Raw genomic sequence first — 23,504 nt, 5'->3', positions numbered from 1 at the left:
ATTCCCATTAATCCTGCCATTCCGCTCAAAACAATTATTTTTGCATCCCATCAATTATTTATAGGCAACCTTTTACGATGACACAGTTATCTGAGCAAGAAATTATACGCAGGGAAAAATTACAGGAACTGCAAAAAGCAGGTATAGATCCTTACCCGGCACCCGCATACCCCGTGAATAACACTGCGGCCAACATTCTCACCCATTACAGCGAAGATACCAAAGAGCAATTCCAGGATCTTTGCCTGGCTGGCCGTATCATGGAGAGCCGCGACATGGGAAAGGCCGCTTTTGTGAAGATTCAGGACAACACGGGCCGCATCCAGCTCTACATCCGCCGCGATGATATCTGCCCCGGCGAGGATAAATCCGGCTACGACACCGTATTCAAAAAACTGCTCGATATCGGTGATATTATTGGCGTACGTGGTTATGGCTTCATCACCAAAACCGGTGAAACCTCCGTGCATGTAAAAGAGCTTACCCTGCTGGCCAAGGCCCTGCGCCCGCTGCCAGTTGTAAAGGAAAAAGATGGTGAAACCTTCGACGCCGTAACCGATCCGGAGTTTAAATACCGGCAGCGCTATGTAGACTTGATCATCAACCCACAGGTGAGGGAGGTATTTGCCAAACGTACCAAGATCATACAAACCATGCGGGAATTTTATAACGAACTGGGCTACCTGGAAGTGGAAACCCCTATCCTGCAAGCCATTCCCGGTGGTGCCACGGCCCGGCCCTTTGTTACCCATCACAATGCACTGGACATCCCACTGTACCTGCGCATTGCCAATGAGCTATACCTCAAAAGGCTGATCGTGGGCGGTTTTGAAGGCGTGTATGAATTTGCGAAAGACTTTCGCAATGAAGGGATGGATCGTACCCACAACCCGGAATTTACCGTGATGGAAATGTACGCAGCCTACAAAGACTACGAGTGGATGATGGATACTACCGAAACCCTGCTGGAAAAAATAGCCCTTAATCTTCACGGCACTACCCAGGTAGTAGTGGGCGATAAAACCATCGACTTCAAAGCCCCCTTCCGCCGCGTTACCATGTTTGACGCTATCCTGGAACACACTGGCATAGACATCACCGGCATGGACGAACCAGCACTGCGCGAGGTGTGCAAACAATTAGGCATCTCCGTAGCGCCAAACATTGGCAAGGGCAAGCTGATAGACGAGATCTTTGGCGAAAAGTGCGAAGGCAATTACATACAACCTACTTTTATTATCGATTACCCGGTAGAAATGAGTCCACTCACCAAGAAACACCGTAGCAAACCTGGTGTGGTGGAGCGTTTTGAACTAATGGTAAATGGTAAGGAAATTGCCAACGCCTACTCCGAGCTGAACGACCCGGTAGACCAGCGCGAACGTTTTGAAGAACAGGTAAAACTGATGGAAAGGGGCGATGATGAGGCGATGTACATCGACTACGATTTTCTGCGTGCCCTGGAATACGGCATGCCGCCAACCTCCGGCATAGGGATAGGTATAGACCGGCTTACCATGTTGATGACCAACCAGCCATCTATCCAGGATGTGCTGTTGTTTCCGCAGATGAAACCAGAAAAACAAGGGTAAGTATCCCGTAATCAATATTAAAAGGCATTTGAGTGGATACTCAAATGCCTTTTTTTGTCCTTACACAAATGAGAAAGGGCTGTGAAAACAGCCCTGACTTACTTTGACCATATCCTATGAAAACCGTAATGAATTTAAACCATAACACTGCGATTTTATAGACATAGTGCTTACGCGCAGGGAATGATTTCCTGGACGGTAGAAAATGTCTTGTTTCTGGCATTGGCCATCAGTAAGATGATAAAAAGATAATAAGTGTGTTGCGGGAAAGCGAAAGAAGAATGGAGGAGGAGGACTTACGGTAAATAAAACAGGGCTGCAAGAATACAGCCCCGAAAAATTTTAACCATATCTTTATTGAAAAACCTATAACAAATATCCCCTTAATTATAACAGCAGGTAAAGCATTTAGGTGAACGCTATGTTTTTGTTGGGGAACGTATAGAATTATTCAGTAACCGTGTGATAAAAAATAATGCTTTATACCTTTTGAATATATGTATAATCATAGTAAACTCATCCCTTATTTTTTATAACTATCTGATCTATAGCAGAATTCTACAATAAATGAATTTTATTGCCAAAATTATAGCAGATCTCTATTATAGGCATCTTCCCTGTTTAAACGCTTTTTAATTTCTATTGCTCTAGTAAAACTGGTCTATACCTGGAGAAATGTTTTTTATTATGAGGTAGCGGAAATATTAGCGGTAGGAAACTTGCGGGCATAAAAAAGGCAGTAAGAATACTGCCCTCTAATAATTTTAACCATATCCTATGAAAAACCTATTACAAAGTTAATCGCAGGCTCCGCTTTGTAAAGATACAACTCGTGAACGCAGCATTTTTGTTCGTAAAGCGGTAAATAAACCCTTTATGCAAACACATAATAGATATGATTATATAATGTATATTTTAAAGTAATTATTTATTGCATGTGTTTATGCTATTCTTTGGCCGTTTGGCACCATACGTTCCGGCTGTAATAGAACTATTTCCTTGTTCACTCCCACTGCACCCAGTACCAAGCATTCGGAAAAGAAATTGGCGATCTGTTTTACTGGAAAATTCACCACCGCAACTACCTGTTTTCCCATGAGCGTTTCCGGCTCGTATAACTGGGTAATTTGAGCGGAAGAACGTTTTATACCAGTTTCCGGGCCAAAATCTATAAGGAGCTGGTAGGCCGGATTACGGGCCTTTTCAAAGGGACGGGCTTCAATGATAGTGCCTATGCGCATTTCTATGCTTTCAAAATCGGTCCAGGAGATAGGTTCCATAGTTAAAATGATTAGCAGCATCTAAAATAAAAAAAGGCGGTGAGAACACCGCCTTCAAAATTTTAACCATATCCTATGAAAAACCTATTGCAAATATAGTTTAGTATTCCAGCCCGCCACGCTGCATTTAGCCAACACCTATTTTAAACTCGGGAACGCGCATATTCCTGGGGTGTTAACGAGCCGGTAACAAATACAAATACTAACCGCTGTAAGTAAACGTAATGTGCTTACCCCAAAGCGGAAAGTGTACCCTTAAAATGAAAGCGTTAATAATTAGTTATAGACAAGGGGCGTAAAGATGGCTAAAGGCGGCTACAACAAGACAAAAAAAAGCGGTGAGAACACCGCCTTATAAAAATTTTAACCATATCCTATGAAAAACCTTCACAAATATACATGCAGTGTTTTCCTGCATCAAGCTGCATTTGGTAAACGCATGTTTTAATCTAGGGAACGCGTTAAATGACTATCTGTTAACGAGCGCTTAACAACTATAAACCAGCAGTGACGGAGAAAGTGGCAGACTCAGCCTCATTGGCATGGTTATTGATTTTATCCCATTGAAGTTTAGGATAAAAATAATAGGTTAAAGCAATATCGGCCCTGCTGTATCTACAGTTGGGCCGCTTTATTTTATCAACCCTTTTGAAAAGAGGAAGGGAAGGATTATTGAATGAGGGCGCTGTCTTTTACAGTGAAAGGCCCTTCAGGGTTTAATATTTTATAGATGCTAAAATCCTGGTTGGCTTCCAGCCCCGTGCCCCGGATAGTGTCTGTAGGTGTACTGATGCGCACCTTGGCATTGGATATAAATTTCTGTTTTTTGGCATCCCAGTTTAGCTGCTTCGTATCCAGGCGTTCGCCTTTTTTATTTTTCACAACTACATTATCCCAAAGAAATATATCAGCGGTACCATCCATGTATTTACCATGTTTGGCGTCTACCGTACTTTCTACCGTACCGAGTGAATCGTCGTAAATATCTACGTGCAAACCATGGGTAAATTCCAGGAAGGTGGGAGCTTCGAGGTGGCGCTCCATGCTATCGGCAATTAGTTTGGCGGTAACCTTGGCTTTCTGGCTGTAAATAATGGTAATGCCTGACGCCTTTTCGACGCCAGCATTTTTTTTGTCCAGCTCCATGATGGTTTTAAGGTCGTTCTCACAACCGGTAGTCATCACGGCCAATAAAAGTAGAAGGCAGTAGAGCGTACGTTTCACGGGCGCAAATATCGTATTTATCGGTAAAGGTAAAAGGTTAAACTTAGGGGTAGCCTACCCGGCGCCGAGATTGCGGAATTGGCCGTTCAGTTGCACTCGCTCCTTGAGTTTTTCCATTTCGCTCATCATCGGCAATACTTTATACAGGTGGCGTTTCAGGTATTCCAGCCGTTGTAGTTCATGGAACAGGTGCAGCAGTTCATATTCTTCTTCCAACGAAAGGCCGGAATGGTGAGCCAGGTCGTAGGCAGAAAGCTCATTATCTGTCTTGACAAATTTCTTATTTACCTGCAACATTTCATGCAAGGCCCGTACATGTCCGATAACCTCCTGCCGGAGGCGCTCACTGGTTTTCATATCATTGACCGGGTAATTCACAATGGCTCCGCCGTACAGCTTGCCCGGCACTTGTTTAATCGTTTCCAGAATACGAAATACCTGGAGTCCACGGGTTACTACGTCCATTTCCCCGTTCTCGTATGTTTTTTCAATACGCACTACTTCTACCAGTGTTCCATATTCCAGCACATTTTTCTGCAACACGGAAGGAATGCCAAAGGGTTTTTTCTCCTGGTCGGCTTCGAGGATGAGCTGTTTGTAACGCGGCTCAAATACGTGCAGGTTTAACTGCTCCTCGGGGTATACGACAACACCAAGTGGAAATATGGGAACGAAATTGGTCATATCAAAATCCTTAAAAAATTGTCTGTAATAAATGCTTCCCTCCTGCACCAGCGGTGCAAGGCTAAGGCCGGAAGGCACTATTGGTATGTTATCATCACCGGCACCTTTGTAGTGCTATAGGAAGACAGGGTAAAAAATACAAAAAATATTCCATCTGGCAGCGCCCTGCCGCTACAGGCCATAGACAACCCGCTGAGAACCAATATTAGTAGAGGGTAAAGTGCCTGTCCACCCTGCTTGCACCCATTGCCATCGGACATTTCCTGCTGGTGTGGCCATAAAAAATGCAGCGGTCGGCTGCATTTCAAAATCAGATGATCTTATAATTTCGATAATCAAAAAGCCGTTTGCCGGTCTTCTTTTCTACCCAATAGAGTACCCATTTCTTCAGTTTTTTAAAGTTCTTTTTAGAAGTATCGAACTGGAAGTCCCAATTTTTTTTCCCAATACGTTCCTGCATTACCTGCGGGTGAGTGCCGGTAAAAGGTGCCAGTGATTCAATACGGTTGTAATCGTATAATTCTTTGGAAGCACGTGCGGCCATTACCTTTTTTTTATCGCCGTTATACAATGCAAAGGAGTTATCTAGCTTGCGGGCCTGGTGATAAGGATCTTTTACCCAGCCATAGTGATATATGCGGGCGTTAATATGTTTTACTTTCAGTTTCTGGTCGTTTTTGCGGAAGCCTTGTGCATCGCGGTAAGAGCGGATATGCTTGTCGTTACGGATCACACGGATTTCATGCTGGTACCAGGTTCGGGAGTCGCCGATGTAATCATAGCTTCCATAAAAATGCACGTAATCGAAGAGCAGGCCTTCTACGCGGGCATCATCCTTATACTGAAGCATGGCGGCTTTGATATGTTCGTGATCGGCTTCATGTAACACTTCGTCGGCCTGAATATAAATTACCCAATCGGCATCGGCGGGTACATGGGCAAAGGCTTTATCGGTTTCCACGGCCAGCACCCGGCCGCCTTCGCGCAGGGTATCGTCCCAGATCGAATATACGATGCGGATCTTGGGCGAACCGATAGAGCGGATCAGCAATTCGGTATCGTCTAAGGAGTTACCAACGCTCACCACCACCTCGTCGCAGAGCGGGAGGATGGAGCGGATGGCTTCCTTCACAGGATAATCGTATTTCACGGCGTTACGGACAAAGGTGAACCCAACTACTTTCATGTATCAACTGGTTATTTCAGGTTTGCAAAATAACATAATCCCGGCACTGCCGCAATTACTTATCTTTATGCGCATGGCATTAGCGTTCTTATCCGGATTATTGCAGGGCAATATTAAAGCCCTGGCCCGCTGCATTTCGCTGGTAGAAAATGAAGCCGGTGATTACGCCCAGTTGCTGCAGGCGTTGCCCCATGGTTCCACCACAAAAGTTGTAGGCATTACAGGCCCTCCCGGCGCCGGCAAAAGCACACTGGTAAATGCACTCATAAACCAATTATTGAAGCAACAACAAAAAGTGGCCATTATAGCGGTAGACCCTTCCTCTCCTTTTAACTATGGAGCCTTGCTGGGCGACCGTATCCGCATGAGCCGGCACTTTAATAATCCGGATGTATATATACGCTCCCTGGCCAGCCGGGGGGCTTTGGGCGGGCTCAATTACAAGATCATAGAGATCAGTGAAGTAATCAAAGCGGCAGGTTTTGATTACCTCTTCATTGAAACTGTGGGCGTGGGCCAAAGCGAAGTAGAGATAGCCGGCATTGCCGATACCACGGTGGTCGTGGTGGTGCCCGAAGCGGGCGATGAAATACAAACCATGAAGGCAGGCCTGATGGAGATTGCCGATATTTTCGTGGTAAACAAGGCCGACCGTGAGCAGGCAGACGCCTTTGCCAGAAATTTGCGCACCCTGGCACACTTACGTAGCCAGGCCTGGTCTATACCCGTGATTAAAACTATTGCTACGCAGGAAGATGGCGTGTTGGATCTGATAAAGCAAATAAAGCTTCACCAGCAAAACACCTATAACAACACAAAACGCCATGCCCAACTGCTGACAGAAAAGGTATTCCAATTGGTACAACAACAACGCATGCGCGATGTAAATAAGGGGCGTTTACAGCAGGAAATTGAACAACGCCTGCAAGCGGGAACATTTAATCTTTATCAGATGGCCAGTGAGTTTTATAACTAACGTCAACTACTACACGAAACTATACATTAAATGGATTTTACAATCTACGTATATTGCTAAACGTTAGCTATTTAAATTTCATTTTTCATTTGAAAAAATACGGTGGGATTGTTATATTTGGAAACCTTTAATTACGCGGAAAAACTTATATCTTATGAAGTCGAGGACCAGGACTATTAATCCTGTTTCACCAGTTAGTAACCCGTCTGATCCACTGCGCAACATACTTCCTCTTAAGCGTATATTTTCTTTCACGCTTGATACCGGTCGCTTCTTCCCTTTGGCGGGCTACATCGTGGCCTATCACACTAAAAGATTACTAAACCAACGGCTTGTATGGTTGCGCAAACAAGCTGATGCGACGTGGGAAGATGGCAAAACCACTTCCTTCCAGTCATCCCTATATTATTTCTCCAACAAATGGCTTCAATTGTCGCGTTTCCTGGTGAGCAGGCAGGGCTTGCTACAACTATTGCAGAACCGCCCAGCACGCTTTGCATACCAGGACTTTAGGTTTCCGTTAACGGTCGCCAATTTGCGTTTTTGGGTATTATCCAACTACCCTGATAGGCGGTGAAACGGCGTTTTATTGGCTATGGCCCATGGTTCCCTGAAATGTCCGCTCATTATAAGCTTTGGCTTGCTGAAACGCTTGCTAATAAACGGTTTGCTGTGTTCTATTACGTAAAATACCATTTATGAAGGTTGCTATCTTTGATACGTATATTCCACGTAAGAATGGTGGATTTATGCATTTCGACATTATCACACCTGCCGATACGAGTTATGAACAGGCGTTGATCTTTGCGCAGGAATATTTAAGGAGCAAATCTCAACCCATACTGGCCCTTACTTGTAAAGAATGCAAATTTTGTCACTTGGAACAGGTGGTACCATCCTGGAAAACACATATATTGCGACAAGGCTATTATGTTCATGAACTGAAAGGATGCAACTAATGTAGCATTTACTTCAAGGTTAAGATTAATTACCTTAGCCCACACATTGAAACGGAAGTATACCTATGAGAAAATTGTCCGCATTTAATCCCGAATGCCAGGCAGAAAGTGTATCCAGCAAGGCCTTAGTAGCGCTGGAAAGAGTATCGCAGGCATTTCGTGTGATGTTATGGAATGAAGGTAAGCTGTATGGGTTAAGTCCGATCCAGATTCAGTTGTTGACTTTTTTGCTCCACTTCCCGGAGGAAAAAAGAACGGTTACCTTTTTGGCTGGTTTTTTCAACATGACCAAAGCCACTATTAGCGATGCTGTTAAAGCATTGGAGAGCAAAAGCTACCTAACCCGTAAAGTGGTTGCTACAGACTCCCGTAGTTCCAGCCTTCACCTTACCCGTGAAGGTAAAGCCATTGCCCGCAAGGTAGAAAAGTTTGCAGATCCTTTGCACAACATCATTGACCAATTGCCGGGCAAAGAGCAAGGCCTTTTATTGGAGCAATTGCAGCAAGTAATCCAACAGCTAAGCAGTGAACAGATTTTGTCAGTGCAAAGCATGTGCTTAAACTGTGTCCATTACTTTAAAAAGAAAGGACACTACTGCAACGCTTTTAAGACATCGCTCACTAATGCGGAATTGCGCTTCGAATGTGAATTGTTTGAATCGGGTTTTTAGTAACTGCTTCCTACACCGGTTACCTTAATGGCAAAAGGTGAATGTTCTTGCGAACGTTCACCTTTTGCCGTTTTATGTATTGTAATTAAGTTATGCTTCTTCCCGCTGGCTTCTGTAAAAGCGGTAGCTCAGTAAACCTATGATAGCCAGGGGAGTAATGGCCAGCATAAGTATACCATTGTTCAATCCCTTGGCAGGGCCCTCACCTAATTGCTGTGCCGTTTTTGTACACAGGGAACACTGTGCCAGCGCTGGCATTACAGCCGCTACGACCATTACGCATACTAAGATTAGTTTTTTCATACCCAGTGATTTTGCAGCATAAATTTACGGTAAAATGTGGATTTTAAGCGCTGGTTTTCTTCCTCTTTTCAATCAATAAAACGGGGAGATCATGATGTATACGATTACACCGGTAATAGATACATAAAACCAGAGTGGCCAGGTTACGCGAGCCAGTCGCTTATGCTTCACAAAATTGTTTTGAAACGCATACAGCGCCGCAAAAAGCACCAATGGCACAATTACAGCCGCCAGCAGGATATGGGAAAGTAATAGCAGGTAATAAATGTAGCGTACGCTACCAGCCAGGTTTTTTTCGGTGATATCCAGCACACCATCATGGTTCAAATCGCCATACAAGGTAGAGGGGGCAATGCTATGGTAAGTGACGTATGATATAAGAAACACGGCAGACAGTACTATGGATATTATATTCGTCACTTTGTGGGCCTTTACAAATCCATTCCGGATAAAATACAGGCTGGCTAACAGCAGCACGGCAGTTGCCCCATTTAGCACCGCGTGAAAAAGGGGGAGAATATGAATATCAAAACCCAGGTGCAGGTTGGGCCTGGGTAGAAAGAACAAGGACGCTACCAATACCGGAATTGCAACAGACACGATGGTTATTGCAAGACTCAGGCTTTTACTCTTCAGTTCCATACGGCGCTTTTTAAATTGATGATGGGCGCAAAGTTACGGCAAATGCCAATCCGCGTATTCTTCCCGGGCCATTTTGTTTCGGCTGCTGCTTACTCTTTACCGGGCTGGTTGCCAGCGGAGAACAGGCGTTTTAATAAACCTGGCTGGTTACGGTCTTTCACCAGATGCAATACTGAAATATCGTTCGCCAGCCTGCGCAGATCGTTGGTATCCAGCCCATTGTAATACCCCCGGATGTGATGGTACTTATCCAATAGCACAAATTTCTCCGTATGGATGAAATCGTCGGGTCCGCCATCACCTTTTTGTACGGGTACTAAAAACTCATTACGGGCCAGGTTGTAAATGGTAGGTTTGTCTCCGGTAAGCAAGCTCCAGTTATCTGGATTAATCTGGTATTTGGCGGCATATTGCAGCAAGCGGGGAACACTATCGCGCTCAGGATCTATGCTGAAAGAAAGAATCTGAAGCAGGGTATCATTCTTTACGTATGCCTCCTGAATACGCTTAAGATGTGTTGTAAGGGTAGGGCAAATACCGGGACAGGAGGTGAAAAAGAAATCTGCCAATATTACTTTGCCTGGAAAGTCGCTAAGTCGCGTAGGATGCCCTAGCTGGTTAGTGAGGGTAAAGTCTTTCACCACATGAAAAATGGTATCGGAAACAGTTTTTCCATCTTTTTCTATTGTCTGGACAGAATCCGGTATATAATAATGCGGAATGGGTACTGCCCCCCTACCATAATGGTCTACAATTAGGTAACCTGCAAGAGGTACCAGTGTAGCCAAGGCGAATCCTAAAATACCGCGTTTGGACATGAAAAATGTATTAAGTAAGCTGTATTAAATAAGATGTACGCAAAGGTAGTACTTTTCAATACGGAGGCGATCGGAATCGATAGATATTGTTTTATGCGACAGTAATTACTGGCATTTCTCCAAACGAAAAATGGTTAAATACTAACCGGGTAATCCCGATAATATTTAACCATTCGTTATGTGTAAGTAAAGCCTATTCGTGCTGGGCAGGGGTAGCTACCTGTTCGGTTTGTGGATGCCCGGGTGCAAGGTCTTTCCGCAAGTTCTTCCAGGAAACGCCATCTGCCAGGAAAGCAATGATGAACCAAACGAAGAACAACAGTGGAACCAGTATGGACAAAATAAGGTTTTTCACTTCGTGCTTTAAGTGCATAAATTCCGCCACGATGAAAAACGCTTTCAACAGGGTAAGACCCAGGTAAACAGAGTTACGGATAATTACGGAAGGGAAATTGAAACGCAGGTGAATAAATGCGATAACCAATTCCAGGCAGGTGATGCCTAATAATATCCAGAACGTTTTCCAGATGGTCTTGGTAGAGCTATCTGAGTGGCCGTGTTGTTCTGATAGTGTTTCTTCTGTATGTGCTGACATTATCTAAAATAATTTAAGACTACTTAAAAATGCGTTATACTCGATCTGGTAAGGCTTAGAGCAGGTAGAAGCAGGTGAATACGAATACCCACACCAAGTCTACGAAGTGCCAATACAACCCTACCTTTTCCACCATTTCATAATGTCCGCGATCATCGTAAGTACCTTTCAATACGTTGAGCAGGATAATAATATTAAGGATTACACCGGAAGTAACGTGTAAGCCATGGAAACCAGTAATTGTAAAGAAAAAGTTAGTGAAATTGCTGGAGCCAGGCGAGCCATCCTGATTCATGAATGGATTGCGACCCCACCAGGCACCTTCGTGCCAGAGGTGTGTCCATTCCCAAGCTTGACAGGAAAGGAATAAAATACCGCCAACGATGGTCCAGGCCAGCCATTTGGCTACGCCAGCACGGTTACGGTTGTGCCCCTCATGCACGGCCAATACCATGGTCACAGAGCTCATGATCAGGATAAAGGTCATCAAACTCACAAATACCAATGGCAGGTTGGCCTCACCGGCACCTGGGAAGGAACGGAAAACTTCGTTCGGGTCGGGCCATGATATACTTGAGAAACGAATTGTTCCGTAGGAAATCAGTAGCGCACCGAATGTAAAGGCATCCGACAAGAGGAAAAACCACATCATCAGCTTGCCATAGCTTACATTAAATGGAGAATATCCTCCATCCCACCATTTTTTCTTCGCTGTAATCGCTGTATCCATTTTTCTAGAGATGAAATTTTATACGTTTATCGAGCAACGCTCAAAAAAATTAACAGATAAATCCAAAGTGCATCTACAAAATGCCAATAGGTAGCGGCTACTTCTATGCCCACCGGGCTGTAGACCTTCACATTTTTGCGGAATGCCCGGAAAAACATTACTAGCAGCGCTACTACTCCACCTAACACGTGCAGGATGTGCATAGCCACTATCACGTAAATGAAGGAAACAGAAACAGCTCCGTCCAATTTAAGCCCGTGAGCGGCCATATCAGAAAAACCGTATAACTGTAAGGCCGCAAAAACCACACCCAGGAAAGCGGTGAGGGTAATAAGCTGCCTGTACCGGATCATCTGGCGTTGTTTGAACTGATGTACGGCCAGTTGTATGGTTACACTACTCAGCAGGATTACTACTGTAGATAACCAAAATATTTTCGGCAATTCAAAGACTCTCCAATTTGCCTGTGCACGCTTTACGATGTAAGCACTGGTAAAACCGATGAACATCATAGTGATACTGCCCATTGCAATCCACAGGGAATACTTATGTGGGTGTATCTTATTACGTTGTGCGCTCATGGCATACATTTCCTTGCAATTTATATTTTTTACACTTTATCTGCCAGCATCGCCAATTGTGTCACGGTCAGGTACACGTAAGACCCAAACATGAGCTTTCTGGCAGTCGGCACATCACATTTTCTTAATAGTTGAATGGCGCGATACAGGAAATACAATGCCGCCGCCACGGAAATACCCGCATAATATGGACCACATAATTTCAGCAGGTAAGGTGCCAGACCAGCCGGGAAAAGCAGCAGTACCCACATGGTAGCCTGCAAAGCAGTAAGCCGGGTAGGCCCGCCGCTGGATGGCAGCAACCTGAAACCTGCTTTTTCATAATCCTTGTAGCCTAACCAAGCAATGGCCCAGAAGTGGGGAAATTGCCAGATGAACTGAATCACGAAAAGTGAGATCCCTCCTTCGGAAATAGCGTTGGCGCCTGCCGTCCACCCGATAAGGGGGGGGAGTGCTCCAGGAAAAGCTCCTACCAATACGGCGAGGGAATTCCATTTCTTCCACGGCGTGTATATAAAGCCATACATGATCAAGGAAACGGAACTTATACCAGCACTTAACCAGTTAAAGCAACAACCCATGATCAATAACCCACCAATACTCGCTACTGTAGCCAATACTGTAGCCTCCTGAACAGAAACACGACCCGTTGGCAGCGGACGAACCGACGTGCGTGCCATGAGTTTGTCCGTATCTCTTTCCAGCAGCTGGTTAATCGTGTTGGCCGCTCCTGTAACCAGGATACCTGCAGCAAATAATAAAAGAACTTTAATTACGCTGAACTCACCTTTCGGTGCCGCCAACCAATAACCCACCACGCTGGAAAATGCCACCATGAAGGTCAGGTTGAACTTCATAAGTTGAGAATAATCCTTAACGCGACTAGCAACTGCTAATGATGACGACAACTTAATGGAGTTTTCTTGCAACATGTCGATTCGGTCACTGCATGCAAACCGGGGGTTTGCCTGCGCATTCAATGATATACCATAGGAAACGCGGCAGTGTAACTACTACAGGTCGCGTTTCCGGCTTTTGCAAAACTAGTGTTCAGATTCATTCGGTCCAATAGGCACCGTTTGCGGAATGAAGTCTACCCCGTCTTTGCTGTAATCATACGGCCAACGGTGTACTTCAGGAACTTCACCAGGCCAGTTGCCGTGACCGGCATGGATAGGCGTAGTCCATTCCAGGGTAGTAGCTTTCCACGGATTGGCGATAGTAAGCTTACGACCTTTAAAGATGCTATAGAAGAAGTTGAAGACAAACAGCAACTGTGTAGCAAATACCATGATCACAACAATAGAAATGAAGTGATTGAGGCCGGCAAACTGTTTGAAAGACTCCCAGGTAGAATAATCGTAGTAACGACGGGGCATACCGGCCAAACCTTCATAGTGCATAGGCCAGAATATCAGATAAGCCCCGCAGAGGGTAATCCAGAAGTGAATATATCCAAGGGTATTGTTCAGGAAACGACCGTACATTTTGGGAAACCAGTGGTAAATGCCGGCGAACATCCCAAAGAAGGCAGATACACCCATTACAATATGGAAGTGGGCAATTACAAAGTAAGTATCATGCAGGTGAATATCAATAGAAGAGTTACCCAACCAGATACCGGTAAGACCACCAGAGATGAAAGTACTTACAAAACCGATGGAGAACAAAGCACCTGGCGTGAAGTTGATATTACCTCTCCAGATAGTGGTGAGCCAGTTAAACACCTTGATCGCAGAAGGTACGGCGATGAGCAGCGTGAGCAACACGAAGAAGGCACCCAGGAAAGGATTCAGTCCCGTAACGAACATATGGTGTGCCCAAACCAGGAAGGCCAGGATACAGATCGCAAATAGGGAACCAATCATTGCCAAATAACCAAAGATGGGTTTACGGGAATTGATAGCCAATACCTCAGACACGATACCCATGGCTGGCAATACGATAATGTATACTTCAGGGTGACCCAGGAACCAGAATAAGTGTTGATAGAGGATGGCGCTACCACCTTCATTAGATAAAGCTTTACCAGCTACAAAGATATCAGAAAGGTAGAAGCTGGTACCGGCGTGACGGTCGAATAACAGCAGGATGAACCCAGACAACAATACCGGGAAAGATAGTACACCCAATACTGCGGTGAAGAAGAACGCCCAGATAGTCAACGGCATCTTCGTCATGCTCATACCTTTGGTACGCATATTCAGGATGGTAGAAATATAGTTAAGACCACCTAATAACTGACTTACTACAAACAGGGCCATGGAAGTAATCCAGAGGTCCATACCAATCTTGGAGCCGATAGAAGCATCTCCGAGGGCACTTAGCGGGGGATATGCCGTCCAGCCACCGGATGCAGGCCCTGTCTGTACAAACAGGGAAGCCATCATTACCAGGCTCGCAATAAAGAAGAACCAGTAACTAAGCATATTCATGAAAGGGGAAGCCATATCACGGGCGCCCACCTGCAACGGTATCAGGAAGTTAGAAAAGGTACCGGAAAGACCGGCGGTTAATACAAAGAATACCAGGATAGTACCGTGCATTGTTACCAATGCATAGTAAGCCTCCGGCTTGATGTGACCGTTTTCAGCCCAGTGACCCAGGATGCTGCTTAACCAAGGGAAAGAAGTGTCCGGGAAGCCCAGTTGTAAACGGAAGAGTACGGAAAAGAATGCACCAATGATAGCCCACACAATACCCGTGATCAGGAATTGCTTCGCGATCATTTTGTGGTCCATGCTGAAGACATACTTTGATATAAAAGTGCCGTGATGCTCATGACCATCATGACCATTGCCATGCTGATCATGTTCCAACGAGCCGTGTACCTCTTGATGACTGTGCAATGTTGCTTCGTTACTCATATCAAATGCTATTTATGCAAACTGGTGACCGTGTTACCGGTATCCAGCTTTTTTAATGTTTTTATACCGACGTCTAAAGTTAAATCTCTTCACCCAATTATTTAGCAATGGCTACTGCTTTGCTGGCAGTACTGTCTGCTCCGGCGGCAGGTGCAGGTGTAGCACTTGCATTAGCCAGTTCATACTGTGACTTTTGTTTAGCAGCCCATGCATCGAACTCCTGCTGAGTTTCTACCACAATTACCGCTCTCATCGAGAAGTGACCGGCACCACACATCTGGTCGCAAGAAAGTTCAAAAACAAAATCTGGATTTTCGGTTTTCGCTCTCATGTCTGTTGTCGTATACTTAGGTGTTATCCACAGGGTGGTGGGTATACCAGGTACCGCATCCATCTTCATGCGGAACTGAGGCAAGCCTACGTCATGGATAACATCGCGGCTACCGATAATAAATTTTACCGGCTTGCCTACTACCAGATGAATTTCATTAGACATGAAATCGTCTTTATTGAGGCCGTCTTCCCAATCCTGTCCTACAGGGTTGGAATTAACATCGCTGATCAATTTAAATTTCTTACTGCCTAACTGCCCGTCTTTACCAGGGTAGCGCACCAGCCAATTAAATTGTTTGCCCGTAACTTCTACAACCATGGCGTCTTTCGGAGCATCGGAAGTGATAGCGAACCAATGTTTCAGGCCAAATGCTACCAGGATGGTCAGTGCAATAGCTGGGATAACGGTCCAGATAACTTCCAACTTACTGTTATGTGGGAAATAAAATGCGTTCCGCCCCTCTTTCTCCTGGAATTTAAATGCAAACCAGAACAGCAGTACCTGTGTCACTACACAGACAAAGCCGGTAATAGCCAGGGTTACCGCGATCAGGGTATCGATACCCTCACCTTGTACGGAGGCAGCCCCAGGACCGAGTTTGTCCTTCAGTACGTCATTACAATAGTATGCACCGAAAAGTCCCAGTACCAGGAATACGATCATCAGAAAACCGTTAATACGATTGGACTGCTGACGCGCCTTCTTTTCTCCTTTCAATATTGACACATACTCGCTTGCTTTAGCGATCTGGAAGATCACTACGAATATGAGCACAATTACTAAGACTGTTAAAAACCCTGACATTGCTATTTTCTAAATTAAGTTATCTAAATACTTTTCGCTTTGCTATCCAAGCTGCAGACGCACCTCTTATCAGGTGTGATGCAATATACTCTCTTTCAGGTAAGGATGATTTTTTACGGTCAGTGGTGCCTTGGTCAGATTAGTTGAAACCAGGTAAATGATCAGGCCAATAAATCCAGCACCTATGCCCAATTCGAAGATCGGGAAGTGCAGATGATGCACAGAACCCGGCATTACCATTTGCCAGAAATCTATCCAGTGGCCGGTGATGATAACGATACACATGAAAACTACGGTCGTGTAGTTACGTTTGCTGTCGCGTTTCATCAGGATCAGGAACGGCGTTACAAAATTGATCAGCAGGTTCAGGAAGAAAATAGGTCTCCATTCTCCGCGTACGCGGGGAACAAAATAAACCGTCTCATCCGGAATGTTAGCATACCAGATCAGCATGTATTGGGAAAACCACAGGTAAGTCCAGAAGATGCTGAATGCAAATAGGAATTTACCCAGGTCATGCAAATGTTCTTGCGTTACGAAAGGCAGATAACCTTGCTTCTTCAGATACACCACGAATAAGGTGATCAGGGCTATACCAGAAACAAAGGAACTTACAAAAGTGTACCAGGAGTACATGGTAGAGAACCAGTGAGGATCTATATTCATGAGCCATATCCAGGGAGTAGTAGAGCCTACACTCAGTACATACACCACCATGAAGCCACCGCACCAAACAGTACCTCTCCAGAGAATGCGTTTACCCGTTTCAGGTTTAAGGTCCCAACCATCTTCCTGAATAGACATTTTACGCAAGCGGATAGTGAAAAAAGACCAGAGACCCAGTATAATCACCGTAGCGGTCATTACAAAACCAGTACTCAGAAAAGCGGATTTTGATTTTAGTACCTCATCGTGTGCTACCATGTTGGCATCAGTCCAGGCATAAACACCGGTCTTGTGACCAATCACCAGAAATCCTATCACAATCACCATAATGATTGCCAGGACGGGCACTGCCATAGAGATAGCTTCCATAACACGGCGGAAGCTCATTTGCCAGCCGCCCTGCGCTAAGGTGGTAGCGGCAATAAAGAAAGTACTGGCTAATACTACCAGCGTAAAAAATGCGCTGTTTTGCAACAAGCCTGCCCAGAACAGTGTGGTGTCCGCAGCAAATAAGCCGATCACGAACGTCAGCAAGCCAATAGCCATCAACACGAAGCTAGTCGTTCTCAATCTTGCCGGTACTACAAATTGGTCTTTCATTACTGTATATTAAAATACTTTTTGAAATGCGTTTTATTAAAATTATTTGCCTGCGGCGGTACTATCCTTTTTAGCACCAGCATCAGCTGCTCCAGCTTCGGGCGCTGCTGCCTGCGCACCAGGCTGCATGCTGTGGATATAAGCAGCTACTTTCCAGCGTTGCTCACGATCCAGTTGGCTGGCGTAACTACCCATGGCGTTTTTGCCATAAGTGGCTACGTGAAACAGGCGGCCTTCTGTATAAGTGGCAATAACGCCACTCACCAGGTTAGCTGGCTTTGCAGGGTAAGGACCATCACCACCTTTGTACAGCGGGCCGTTACCGTCCAGGCCTGTACCATGGCAAATAGCGCAGTAAATATTAAACAAGCGTTTACCTTCTTTCAGATCGTCCGCAGTAATGGTCAGCGGATTTTTGTTCAGGTTTGCCTGCGCAGTATCAAATTCTCCCAGATGATAGGGCAACAATTCTCCTCTCTTCACCGTACCTTCTACTGGCTTCATCGTCGCTAACCGGGCATTGTAAAATTCATATGCGCGGGACTCATACATATCTGGCACATAGATCTTGCCTGGCTTTCTATGATCCTTGCATGCTGACAAGAATGCTCCGCTTGCCAGGGCAGCTACAATCAATATGTTGGAAATCCTTTTCATCAGAAATTTTTTGTCTTCTCTTTGGTCTGCTGTCCACCATCGTCCAGCAGGTATTTGTCATTAACTGAGTGTCTGTTATTATGCCTTTACCGGTGCGGCAGGATCAAGTTCGAGCAAGTTTTCTTCCTGATCGAAACGGCCATACCACCAACCAGCTTCCGCTACCTGGGTATTGATGTCTTCAGCCCCAACGCCGGAAAGATAACTTTTAAGTTCTTCCTCCTTAGTGCGGTTCGTTACTTCTATTACCATTACAAACTTGTCGTCGGTCTGGCGCGGATTAAAGATGTGTTTCTTTACGCCCGGCATAAGCTGGCACAGGTAGCAGAAAGTCATCACCATACCTACGGCAGCAAACAGTACCGTTAATTCGAATGTGATCGGAATAAAAGCTGGCAATGGAAAATGTGGCTTACCGCCAATGTTCAGCGGCCAGTCTACATTAAACACCCAGCTCATAAAGCTCAGTGCTGTAGTGGTACCGGTGATGCCGTATACGAAACCCGCCGTGTGCAGGCTCGTTTCCCGCAAGCCCATAGCATGGTCCAAACCATGTACCGGGAATGGTGTGTAAATGTCGTGAATCTTGTATCCGGCCGTACGTACCTTCTTTACAGCCGGGAATAATACCGCCTCATCACCAAAACTGCCTACAACAAATTTTTTAACAGCCATATGTTGATAAATTCAAAATCTTTAAATAATTGTCCCTTATTCTATGAATGCCATTAGTGGTGTGCCACGTCGTGTGCAAACTGTTCTGCAGGTTCTTCTTCGTATTTCTCCATGTCTTCCTTAAAGCTCTTACCAGTGGTTTTCAGTACGTGTTTGATTTCAGCTACCGCGATTACCGGGAAGTATTTAGCGAACAGGAAGAAGCAGGTAAAGAACAGTCCGAAAGTGCCCAGGTAGAAACCAATTTCTGGCCAGGACGGACGATAGTAGGACCAACTGGATGGCAGGTAATCACGGTACAGTGAAGTACAGATGATCACGAAACGTTCGAACCACATACCAATGTTCACAATGATAGACATGATAAAGGTTACCAGAACATTCCGTCTCAGTTTGCGGAACCAGAAAATTTGCGGGGAAATCACGTTGCAGCTCATCATGATGTAGTAAGACCATCCGAGCGGACCGGCAGCGCGGTATTTGTAGAATTCGGCGAATTCGTAAGGGTTATGCGAGTACCAGGCCATAAAGAGCTCGGTGAGGTATGCGCAACCTACTACAGAACCAGTGAGTACAATTACCTTGTTCATGGCTTCCATGTGACCAACGGTAATGTAATCTTCCAGGCCTAAAATTTTACGGGTAATGATCAATAGTGTTTGTACCATCGCGAAACCAGAGAAGATCGCACCTGCCACGAAGTAAGGTGGGAAGATCGTGGTATGCCAGCCCGGAATAACTGAGGTGGCAAAGTCGAAAGATACAATGGTGTGTACGGAAAGTACCAGGGGAGTAGATAAACCCGCCAGTACCAGCGAAAGGCTTTCATGCCGTTGCCAGTGTTTGGTAGAACCCGTCCAGCCGAAAGAGGCAATTCCGTACAATAGTTTGCGCAGTTTAGTTTTTGCGCGGTCGCGTACGGTGGCGAAATCGGGCAGCAGGCCAGAGTACCAGAACAGTAAGGAAACGGTGAAGTAAGTAGAGATCGCAAACACGTCCCAGAGGAGGGGTGAGTTAAAGTTAGGCCATAAAGGACCACGTGTGTTGGGATAAGGCAATACAAAGAAGGCCATCCATACACGTCCCATGTGGAAGATCGGGAACTGGCCAGCGCACATTACTGCGAAGATGGTCATCGCTTCCGCCGCACGGTTTACACCTGTACGCCAACCCTGGCGGAACAAGAGCAGGATGGCAGAGATCAGCGTACCAGCGTGACCGATACCTACCCACCAAACGAAGTTGGTAATGTCCCAACCCCAACCCACTGTTTTGTTCAGGTTCCACACCCCGGTACCGTAGTACACTTCCCAGGTTACAGAAAATACACCGAAGCACAGCAGGCAAATGGAGACTACCAGGCCTACGTACCAAAGTTTGCCTGGCTTGGCCTCAATTGGGCTGATGATATCTTCGGTTACCTGGTGATAATCCTTAACCCCATCAACCAGAGGCTCTCTCAGTGTGGATTCGTACTTTAAATGCATAGTTCTTTAAGCTTTTAGCCAAGGCGTTACCCCCGACTTTTTACTTTATGATTTCTTCAATTCTCGCTATTCGTTGTTAATCCAATTACGCTTCGTGCGTTGCTTTCGGTTCAGCCACCTTGTTGCGAATCTTCGCCAGGTAGTTGATGGAAGGCAGGGTATGTACTTCTTCCAACACGTAGTAGAGGCGTTCTTTCTGCTCTACATTGCGTAGTTTAAATATTTCGCTTTGCTGATCATTCACATTACCGAATACAATCGCATCTGAAGAACAGGCAGTTTGGCAAGCGGTTTTAGCTTCACCATCCAGCAGCGGGCGACCGGCTTTCTTGGCGGAAAGTTTAGCGTCTTGCAGGCGCTGTACGCAGAAAGAGCATTTTTCCATTACACCATGGCTACGCATTACCACATCAGGGTTCAGCACCATACGGGTAATATTATCGTTCATGTCTGCCACGTCGTAAAGGTTGTCTGCAAAGCTATCTGCACCATTCCAGTCGCGCCAGTTAAAGCGACGAACTTTATAAGGGCAGTTATTAGCGCAATAACGGGTACCGATGCAACGGTTGTATGCCATCTGGTTAATACCTTCTGAACTATGGTTTGTTGCGGCCACCGGACAAACGTTTTCGCAAGGAGCGTTATCGCAGTGCTGGCAAAGCATTGGTTGGAACACTACTTCCGGATTGTTCTCATCACCGCTGAAGTAGCGGTCAATGCGGATCCAGTGCATTTCGTGACCCAGTACTACCTGGTCTTTACCAACTACAGATACGTTATTTTCAGACTGGCAGGCGATGGTGCAGGCACCACAACCGAAACAGGTATTCAGGTCAATGGACATGCCCCATTTGATACCCGGATAGGTAAATTCACCCTTAGGATAAATGGTAGCATCATCGCGGAAGCTTGCACCGTAATGGGCAAATTCTTCACGATCTTCATTCACCTCTTTCGGATTCTTGATGAACTCTTCCAGGGTAGTTTCCTTGATGATAGGACGACCTTCGTAGCTATTGTGCGTCTGGGTCATACCGATCGGAAATTCTCTGCCGGTGTTTTCAACAGTAGCTTCGGTAGCGAAGTAATCGAAACTCTTACCGTTAAAAGTTACGAAAGGATAAGCGTTTGCACCGCGTTCGCCGGCTGCCTTTCCTACGTCTTCTTGTTTGCCTCGACCATAACCCACTGCAATTGCGATCACATCGGGGTGGATACCTGGCACAATCACCAACGGAAGTTCTACAGATTTACCATTGGCAGTTATTTTTAATACTTTTTTCTCGGAATGTACTTCGTAGTCGTCACCCAGTTCAGTAGAGAATTTCTTGGCCAGGGTATTGGATACGCAGGCGTAGTTGTCCCAAGTGGCGCGGGTAATGGGGTCGGGCATTTCCTGCAACCAGGGGTTATTGGCAAAGCGACCGTTACCGATGGCTACTTTTTCATACAGCACCAATTCATACTGGCCACCTTTTTTAGCAGCGGTCAGTTTACCAGCTGCATCGGCTACGTTACCGGCAAAGGTAGCGCCTCCCAAGGGAGTGGCTGCGGGTTCAATAATACCATCCTGTAAGGTCTTATCCCATGCTTCCTGGCCACCCAGGCGGGTCAGCCATTCTTGCTTCAGATAGTCGGACCAGATAGTAGTGCTACCGCTCCAGGTAAGCAATGCGTCCTGGAAAGCGCGGGTTTTGAACAGCGGGGAAATAGTAGGTTGTGTGAAACTGTAATGACCCGTCTTACCTTCTGTATCGCTCCAACTTTCCAGGAAATGATGGTCGGGAGCAGCATATTTGCAGAGGATAGTAGTTTCGTCTCTACGATCGTTGAAGGAAACGGTGGTTTTTACTTTTTTCAGCGCGTCTGTAAAGGCAGCGGCGTTGTAATAGTCATAGGCGGGGTTAGCGTTGTACACCAACAGGGTACCCACATTACCGGCAGCCATATCGCTTACCAGCGCAGCCATTTCTGCATCGTTGCCTTCGCGGTAGTTGCTGGTAATGTTCCAATCTATTGTACTGCCATTGGCTCCAATCTTATCATTGATAGCGGCTACAATGGTTTGCACATTTACGTCGTTGCTACCGCTTACTACCAGGGCTTTACCACCGGCAGCCAAGAGGGCTTTCGCCGCTTCTTTTATACCATTTGCCAGGCGGGTATCGGTAATGGCTGGAGCGCTTACCGAACCGCCTACTGCGCTATACAAAGCCAGCACCACGGCATTGGTTTCAGAAGGTTTATGCGTAAATCGCTCATCGGCATTTGCACCGGTGAGGCTCATCATGCTTTCGAACTGATAGTGTTTGCTCATTTCCGGTCTTTCCGGATTGATCTTGCGGGTCTTGGCATATTGACGGCCATATTCGGCCGGGTTTAGCCAGGTACCGATAAAGTCGGCCCCCAAGCTTACGATCACTTTGGCATTTTCAAAGTGGTAAGAAGGAATAACACGTTTACCATAAGCGACCAGGCTGGCATCCAGCAGGCCGGAATATGAAACGGCGTCATAGCTCACGTGACGAGATCCTGGATATTTAGCCAGGAATTCGCCGATCAGTTTTTTAGTGGTGGGGCTGGAGATGGTATTGCTCAGCAGTACCACCGGACCGCCTGCCAGGGCAGCGCCTACTTGTTTGTCCAGATCTGTCCAACTGGCTTCCACACCGCCAATGGTCGGAAAACGCAGGCGGGCTACATCGTAGAGGCCCAGCACAGCACCCTGCACACGTGCAGTGGTAGCGCCTTCGGTGATCTTGGAAAGTGTGTTGCCTTCGATCTTAATAGGACGACCTTCACGCGTTTTCACTACAATTGGCACATATTCTCCGTCAATGGCAAAAGTAGAAGCGTAGTAGTTGGGTACGCCCGGGGTAATCTCTTCCGGTTTGTTTACGTAAGGGATCGCTTTATTTACGGGGATTTCACAGCTGGCCGCAATGGTAGCAGCCGCAGTAGTGAAACCGAGGTATTTCAAAAAATCACGCCGGGGAGTCATTGCACTCAATAGGCCCTCACTCTCTTCAAAAGGCAGGTCGCCGGAAAATTCGTTCTCAACTGCAGCTTTATGCGAATTGGTATTGTGCAACTCTTCCAAGCCTTTCCAATACTTTTTTTGCTCCATGGTTTTATTACGAGTTACGTTATATAAAAATCGTTTCTATAACGAG

The 23,504-nt window shown here is 45.8% G+C and carries 23 protein-coding genes; 5 read left to right on the top strand and 18 right to left on the bottom strand.

The genetic code is table 11. The features are described from left to right. Positions 1-77 precede the first annotated feature (77 nt). The gene (gene lysS, locus GA0116948_RS05000) at positions 78-1,592 is read left to right on the top strand and encodes a lysine--tRNA ligase (protein ID WP_089709503.1); all 1,515 of its coding nucleotides are present in this window, start codon (positions 78-80) and stop codon (positions 1,590-1,592) included. Between the two features lie 941 nt (positions 1,593-2,533). On the opposite strand, the gene GA0116948_RS04995 is transcribed toward lysS, so the two are convergent. From GA0116948_RS04995 to GA0116948_RS04980, 4 genes are all read right to left on the bottom strand, one after another. Then, on the bottom strand, positions 2,534-2,872 hold the full coding sequence (locus GA0116948_RS04995) for a tRNA-binding protein (protein WP_089709588.1): 339 nt from the start codon (positions 2,870-2,872) through the stop codon (positions 2,534-2,536). Between the two features lie 669 nt (positions 2,873-3,541). Beyond that, positions 3,542-4,096, bottom strand: a complete 555-nt coding sequence (gene lptC, locus GA0116948_RS04990) for an LPS export ABC transporter periplasmic protein LptC (protein WP_123891755.1) — start codon at positions 4,094-4,096, stop codon at positions 3,542-3,544. Positions 4,097-4,150: 54 nt separating this feature from the next. Continuing rightward, entirely contained in the window at positions 4,151-4,780 is a 630-nt protein-coding gene (locus GA0116948_RS04985; RefSeq protein WP_089709586.1) for an LON peptidase substrate-binding domain-containing protein, read from the bottom strand. A gap of 310 nt (positions 4,781-5,090) precedes the next feature. After that, a complete protein-coding gene (locus GA0116948_RS04980; protein ID WP_089709501.1) occupies positions 5,091-5,966 on the bottom strand; it encodes a glycosyltransferase family protein in 876 nt (291 codons plus the stop codon). Between the two features lie 73 nt (positions 5,967-6,039). Between GA0116948_RS04980 and meaB the strand changes: the two genes are divergently transcribed. From meaB to GA0116948_RS04965, 4 genes are all read left to right on the top strand, one after another. Beyond that, positions 6,040-6,942, top strand: a complete 903-nt coding sequence (meaB, locus tag GA0116948_RS04975) for a methylmalonyl Co-A mutase-associated GTPase MeaB (protein ID WP_089709584.1) — start codon at positions 6,040-6,042, stop codon at positions 6,940-6,942. A gap of 154 nt (positions 6,943-7,096) precedes the next feature. Continuing rightward, the gene (locus tag GA0116948_RS20985; RefSeq protein ID WP_123891754.1) at positions 7,097-7,519 is read left to right on the top strand and encodes a hypothetical protein; all 423 of its coding nucleotides are present in this window, start codon (positions 7,097-7,099) and stop codon (positions 7,517-7,519) included. Between the two features lie 121 nt (positions 7,520-7,640). Beyond that, entirely contained in the window at positions 7,641-7,901 is a 261-nt protein-coding gene (locus GA0116948_RS04970) for a DUF2024 family protein (RefSeq protein WP_089709500.1), read from the top strand. A 65-nt stretch (positions 7,902-7,966) separates the two neighbouring features. Next, positions 7,967-8,572 (top strand): MarR family winged helix-turn-helix transcriptional regulator, encoded by a 606-nt coding sequence (locus tag GA0116948_RS04965; protein WP_089709499.1) that lies wholly within the window; start codon positions 7,967-7,969, stop codon positions 8,570-8,572. Positions 8,573-8,662: 90 nt separating this feature from the next. Here the strand turns inward: GA0116948_RS04965 and GA0116948_RS04960 are convergent, their stop codons facing one another. The 14 genes from GA0116948_RS04960 to GA0116948_RS04895 form a co-directional block, all read right to left on the bottom strand. Beyond that, on the bottom strand, positions 8,663-8,875 hold the full coding sequence (locus GA0116948_RS04960; RefSeq protein ID WP_089709498.1) for a hypothetical protein: 213 nt from the start codon (positions 8,873-8,875) through the stop codon (positions 8,663-8,665). Positions 8,876-8,947: 72 nt separating this feature from the next. Beyond that, positions 8,948-9,517, bottom strand: a complete 570-nt coding sequence (locus GA0116948_RS04955; RefSeq protein WP_089709497.1) for a DUF420 domain-containing protein — start codon at positions 9,515-9,517, stop codon at positions 8,948-8,950. Between the two features lie 89 nt (positions 9,518-9,606). Next, positions 9,607-10,335 carry an SCO family protein gene (locus GA0116948_RS04950; RefSeq protein WP_089709496.1) on the bottom strand — a complete coding sequence of 243 codons (729 nt, stop codon included), beginning with the start codon at positions 10,333-10,335 and terminating at the stop codon, positions 9,607-9,609. Positions 10,336-10,528: 193 nt separating this feature from the next. Then, positions 10,529-10,930: a cytochrome C oxidase subunit IV family protein gene (locus tag GA0116948_RS04945; RefSeq protein WP_089709495.1), complete on the bottom strand. Its 402-nt coding sequence runs from the start codon at positions 10,928-10,930 to the stop codon at positions 10,529-10,531. Positions 10,931-10,985: 55 nt separating this feature from the next. Continuing rightward, positions 10,986-11,660 (bottom strand): cytochrome c oxidase subunit 3, encoded by a 675-nt coding sequence (locus GA0116948_RS04940; RefSeq protein WP_089709494.1) that lies wholly within the window; start codon positions 11,658-11,660, stop codon positions 10,986-10,988. A 26-nt stretch (positions 11,661-11,686) separates the two neighbouring features. Beyond that, entirely contained in the window at positions 11,687-12,241 is a 555-nt protein-coding gene (locus GA0116948_RS04935) for a cytochrome c oxidase subunit 3 (protein WP_240619179.1), read from the bottom strand. A 29-nt stretch (positions 12,242-12,270) separates the two neighbouring features. Next, positions 12,271-13,149, bottom strand: coding sequence for a heme o synthase (gene cyoE / locus GA0116948_RS04930; RefSeq protein WP_249260563.1), 879 nt, complete (start codon positions 13,147-13,149; stop codon positions 12,271-12,273). 135 nt (positions 13,150-13,284) lie between these two features. Continuing rightward, positions 13,285-15,108 carry a cytochrome c oxidase subunit I gene (locus GA0116948_RS04925; protein WP_089709491.1) on the bottom strand — a complete coding sequence of 608 codons (1,824 nt, stop codon included), beginning with the start codon at positions 15,106-15,108 and terminating at the stop codon, positions 13,285-13,287. Positions 15,109-15,205: 97 nt separating this feature from the next. Continuing rightward, on the bottom strand, positions 15,206-16,216 hold the full coding sequence (locus GA0116948_RS04920; RefSeq protein ID WP_240619178.1) for a cytochrome c oxidase subunit II: 1,011 nt from the start codon (positions 16,214-16,216) through the stop codon (positions 15,206-15,208). Positions 16,217-16,315: 99 nt separating this feature from the next. Further along, the gene (locus GA0116948_RS04915; RefSeq protein WP_089709489.1) at positions 16,316-17,512 is read right to left on the bottom strand and encodes a quinol:cytochrome C oxidoreductase; all 1,197 of its coding nucleotides are present in this window, start codon (positions 17,510-17,512) and stop codon (positions 16,316-16,318) included. A gap of 42 nt (positions 17,513-17,554) precedes the next feature. After that, positions 17,555-18,169, bottom strand: coding sequence for a c-type cytochrome (locus GA0116948_RS04910; RefSeq protein WP_089709488.1), 615 nt, complete (start codon positions 18,167-18,169; stop codon positions 17,555-17,557). Positions 18,170-18,247: 78 nt separating this feature from the next. Then, positions 18,248-18,844 carry a DUF3341 domain-containing protein gene (locus tag GA0116948_RS04905; protein ID WP_089709487.1) on the bottom strand — a complete coding sequence of 199 codons (597 nt, stop codon included), beginning with the start codon at positions 18,842-18,844 and terminating at the stop codon, positions 18,248-18,250. A gap of 53 nt (positions 18,845-18,897) precedes the next feature. Further along, on the bottom strand, positions 18,898-20,331 hold the full coding sequence (gene nrfD / locus GA0116948_RS04900; RefSeq protein ID WP_089709486.1) for an NrfD/PsrC family molybdoenzyme membrane anchor subunit: 1,434 nt from the start codon (positions 20,329-20,331) through the stop codon (positions 18,898-18,900). Between the two features lie 85 nt (positions 20,332-20,416). Beyond that, complete coding sequence (locus GA0116948_RS04895; protein WP_089709485.1) at positions 20,417-23,458, bottom strand: TAT-variant-translocated molybdopterin oxidoreductase; 3,042 nt, start codon at positions 23,456-23,458, stop codon at positions 20,417-20,419. Between the last annotated feature and the right edge of the window lie 46 nt (positions 23,459-23,504).

The organism is Chitinophaga costaii, assembly GCF_900094705.1.
Lineage (GTDB): Bacteria > Bacteroidota > Bacteroidia > Chitinophagales > Chitinophagaceae > Chitinophaga > Chitinophaga costaii.
Note: the sequence above shows the minus strand (reverse complement) of the source record. Positions and strands in the feature narration are given on the sequence as shown.

What these genes read in the sequence shown, in the direction of transcription:
- lysS (WP_089709503.1), top strand. Translation starts at nt 78, where the DNA reads ATGACACAGTTATCTGAGCAAGAAATTATACGCAGGGAAAAATTACAG.
- GA0116948_RS04995 (WP_089709588.1), bottom strand. Translation starts at nt 2,872, where the DNA reads ATGGAACCTATCTCCTGGACCGATTTTGAAAGCATAGAAATGCGCATA.
- GA0116948_RS04985 (WP_089709586.1), bottom strand. Translation starts at nt 4,780, where the DNA reads ATGACCAATTTCGTTCCCATATTTCCACTTGGTGTTGTCGTATACCCC.
- GA0116948_RS04980 (WP_089709501.1), bottom strand. Translation starts at nt 5,966, where the DNA reads ATGAAAGTAGTTGGGTTCACCTTTGTCCGTAACGCCGTGAAATACGAT.
- meaB (WP_089709584.1), top strand. Translation starts at nt 6,040, where the DNA reads ATGGCATTAGCGTTCTTATCCGGATTATTGCAGGGCAATATTAAAGCC.
- GA0116948_RS20985 (WP_123891754.1), top strand. Translation starts at nt 7,097, where the DNA reads ATGAAGTCGAGGACCAGGACTATTAATCCTGTTTCACCAGTTAGTAAC.
- GA0116948_RS04970 (WP_089709500.1), top strand. Translation starts at nt 7,641, where the DNA reads ATGAAGGTTGCTATCTTTGATACGTATATTCCACGTAAGAATGGTGGA.
- GA0116948_RS04965 (WP_089709499.1), top strand. Translation starts at nt 7,967, where the DNA reads ATGAGAAAATTGTCCGCATTTAATCCCGAATGCCAGGCAGAAAGTGTA.
- GA0116948_RS04960 (WP_089709498.1), bottom strand. Translation starts at nt 8,875, where the DNA reads ATGAAAAAACTAATCTTAGTATGCGTAATGGTCGTAGCGGCTGTAATG.
- GA0116948_RS04955 (WP_089709497.1), bottom strand. Translation starts at nt 9,517, where the DNA reads ATGGAACTGAAGAGTAAAAGCCTGAGTCTTGCAATAACCATCGTGTCT.
- GA0116948_RS04950 (WP_089709496.1), bottom strand. Translation starts at nt 10,335, where the DNA reads ATGTCCAAACGCGGTATTTTAGGATTCGCCTTGGCTACACTGGTACCT.
- GA0116948_RS04945 (WP_089709495.1), bottom strand. Translation starts at nt 10,930, where the DNA reads ATGTCAGCACATACAGAAGAAACACTATCAGAACAACACGGCCACTCA.
- GA0116948_RS04940 (WP_089709494.1), bottom strand. Translation starts at nt 11,660, where the DNA reads ATGGATACAGCGATTACAGCGAAGAAAAAATGGTGGGATGGAGGATAT.
- GA0116948_RS04935 (WP_240619179.1), bottom strand. Translation starts at nt 12,241, where the DNA reads ATGAGCGCACAACGTAATAAGATACACCCACATAAGTATTCCCTGTGG.
- GA0116948_RS04925 (WP_089709491.1), bottom strand. Translation starts at nt 15,108, where the DNA reads ATGAGTAACGAAGCAACATTGCACAGTCATCAAGAGGTACACGGCTCG.
- GA0116948_RS04915 (WP_089709489.1), bottom strand. Translation starts at nt 17,512, where the DNA reads ATGAAAGACCAATTTGTAGTACCGGCAAGATTGAGAACGACTAGCTTC.
- GA0116948_RS04910 (WP_089709488.1), bottom strand. Translation starts at nt 18,169, where the DNA reads ATGAAAAGGATTTCCAACATATTGATTGTAGCTGCCCTGGCAAGCGGA.
- GA0116948_RS04905 (WP_089709487.1), bottom strand. Translation starts at nt 18,844, where the DNA reads ATGGCTGTTAAAAAATTTGTTGTAGGCAGTTTTGGTGATGAGGCGGTA.
- nrfD (WP_089709486.1), bottom strand. Translation starts at nt 20,331, where the DNA reads ATGCATTTAAAGTACGAATCCACACTGAGAGAGCCTCTGGTTGATGGG.
- GA0116948_RS04895 (WP_089709485.1), bottom strand. Translation starts at nt 23,458, where the DNA reads ATGGAGCAAAAAAAGTATTGGAAAGGCTTGGAAGAGTTGCACAATACC.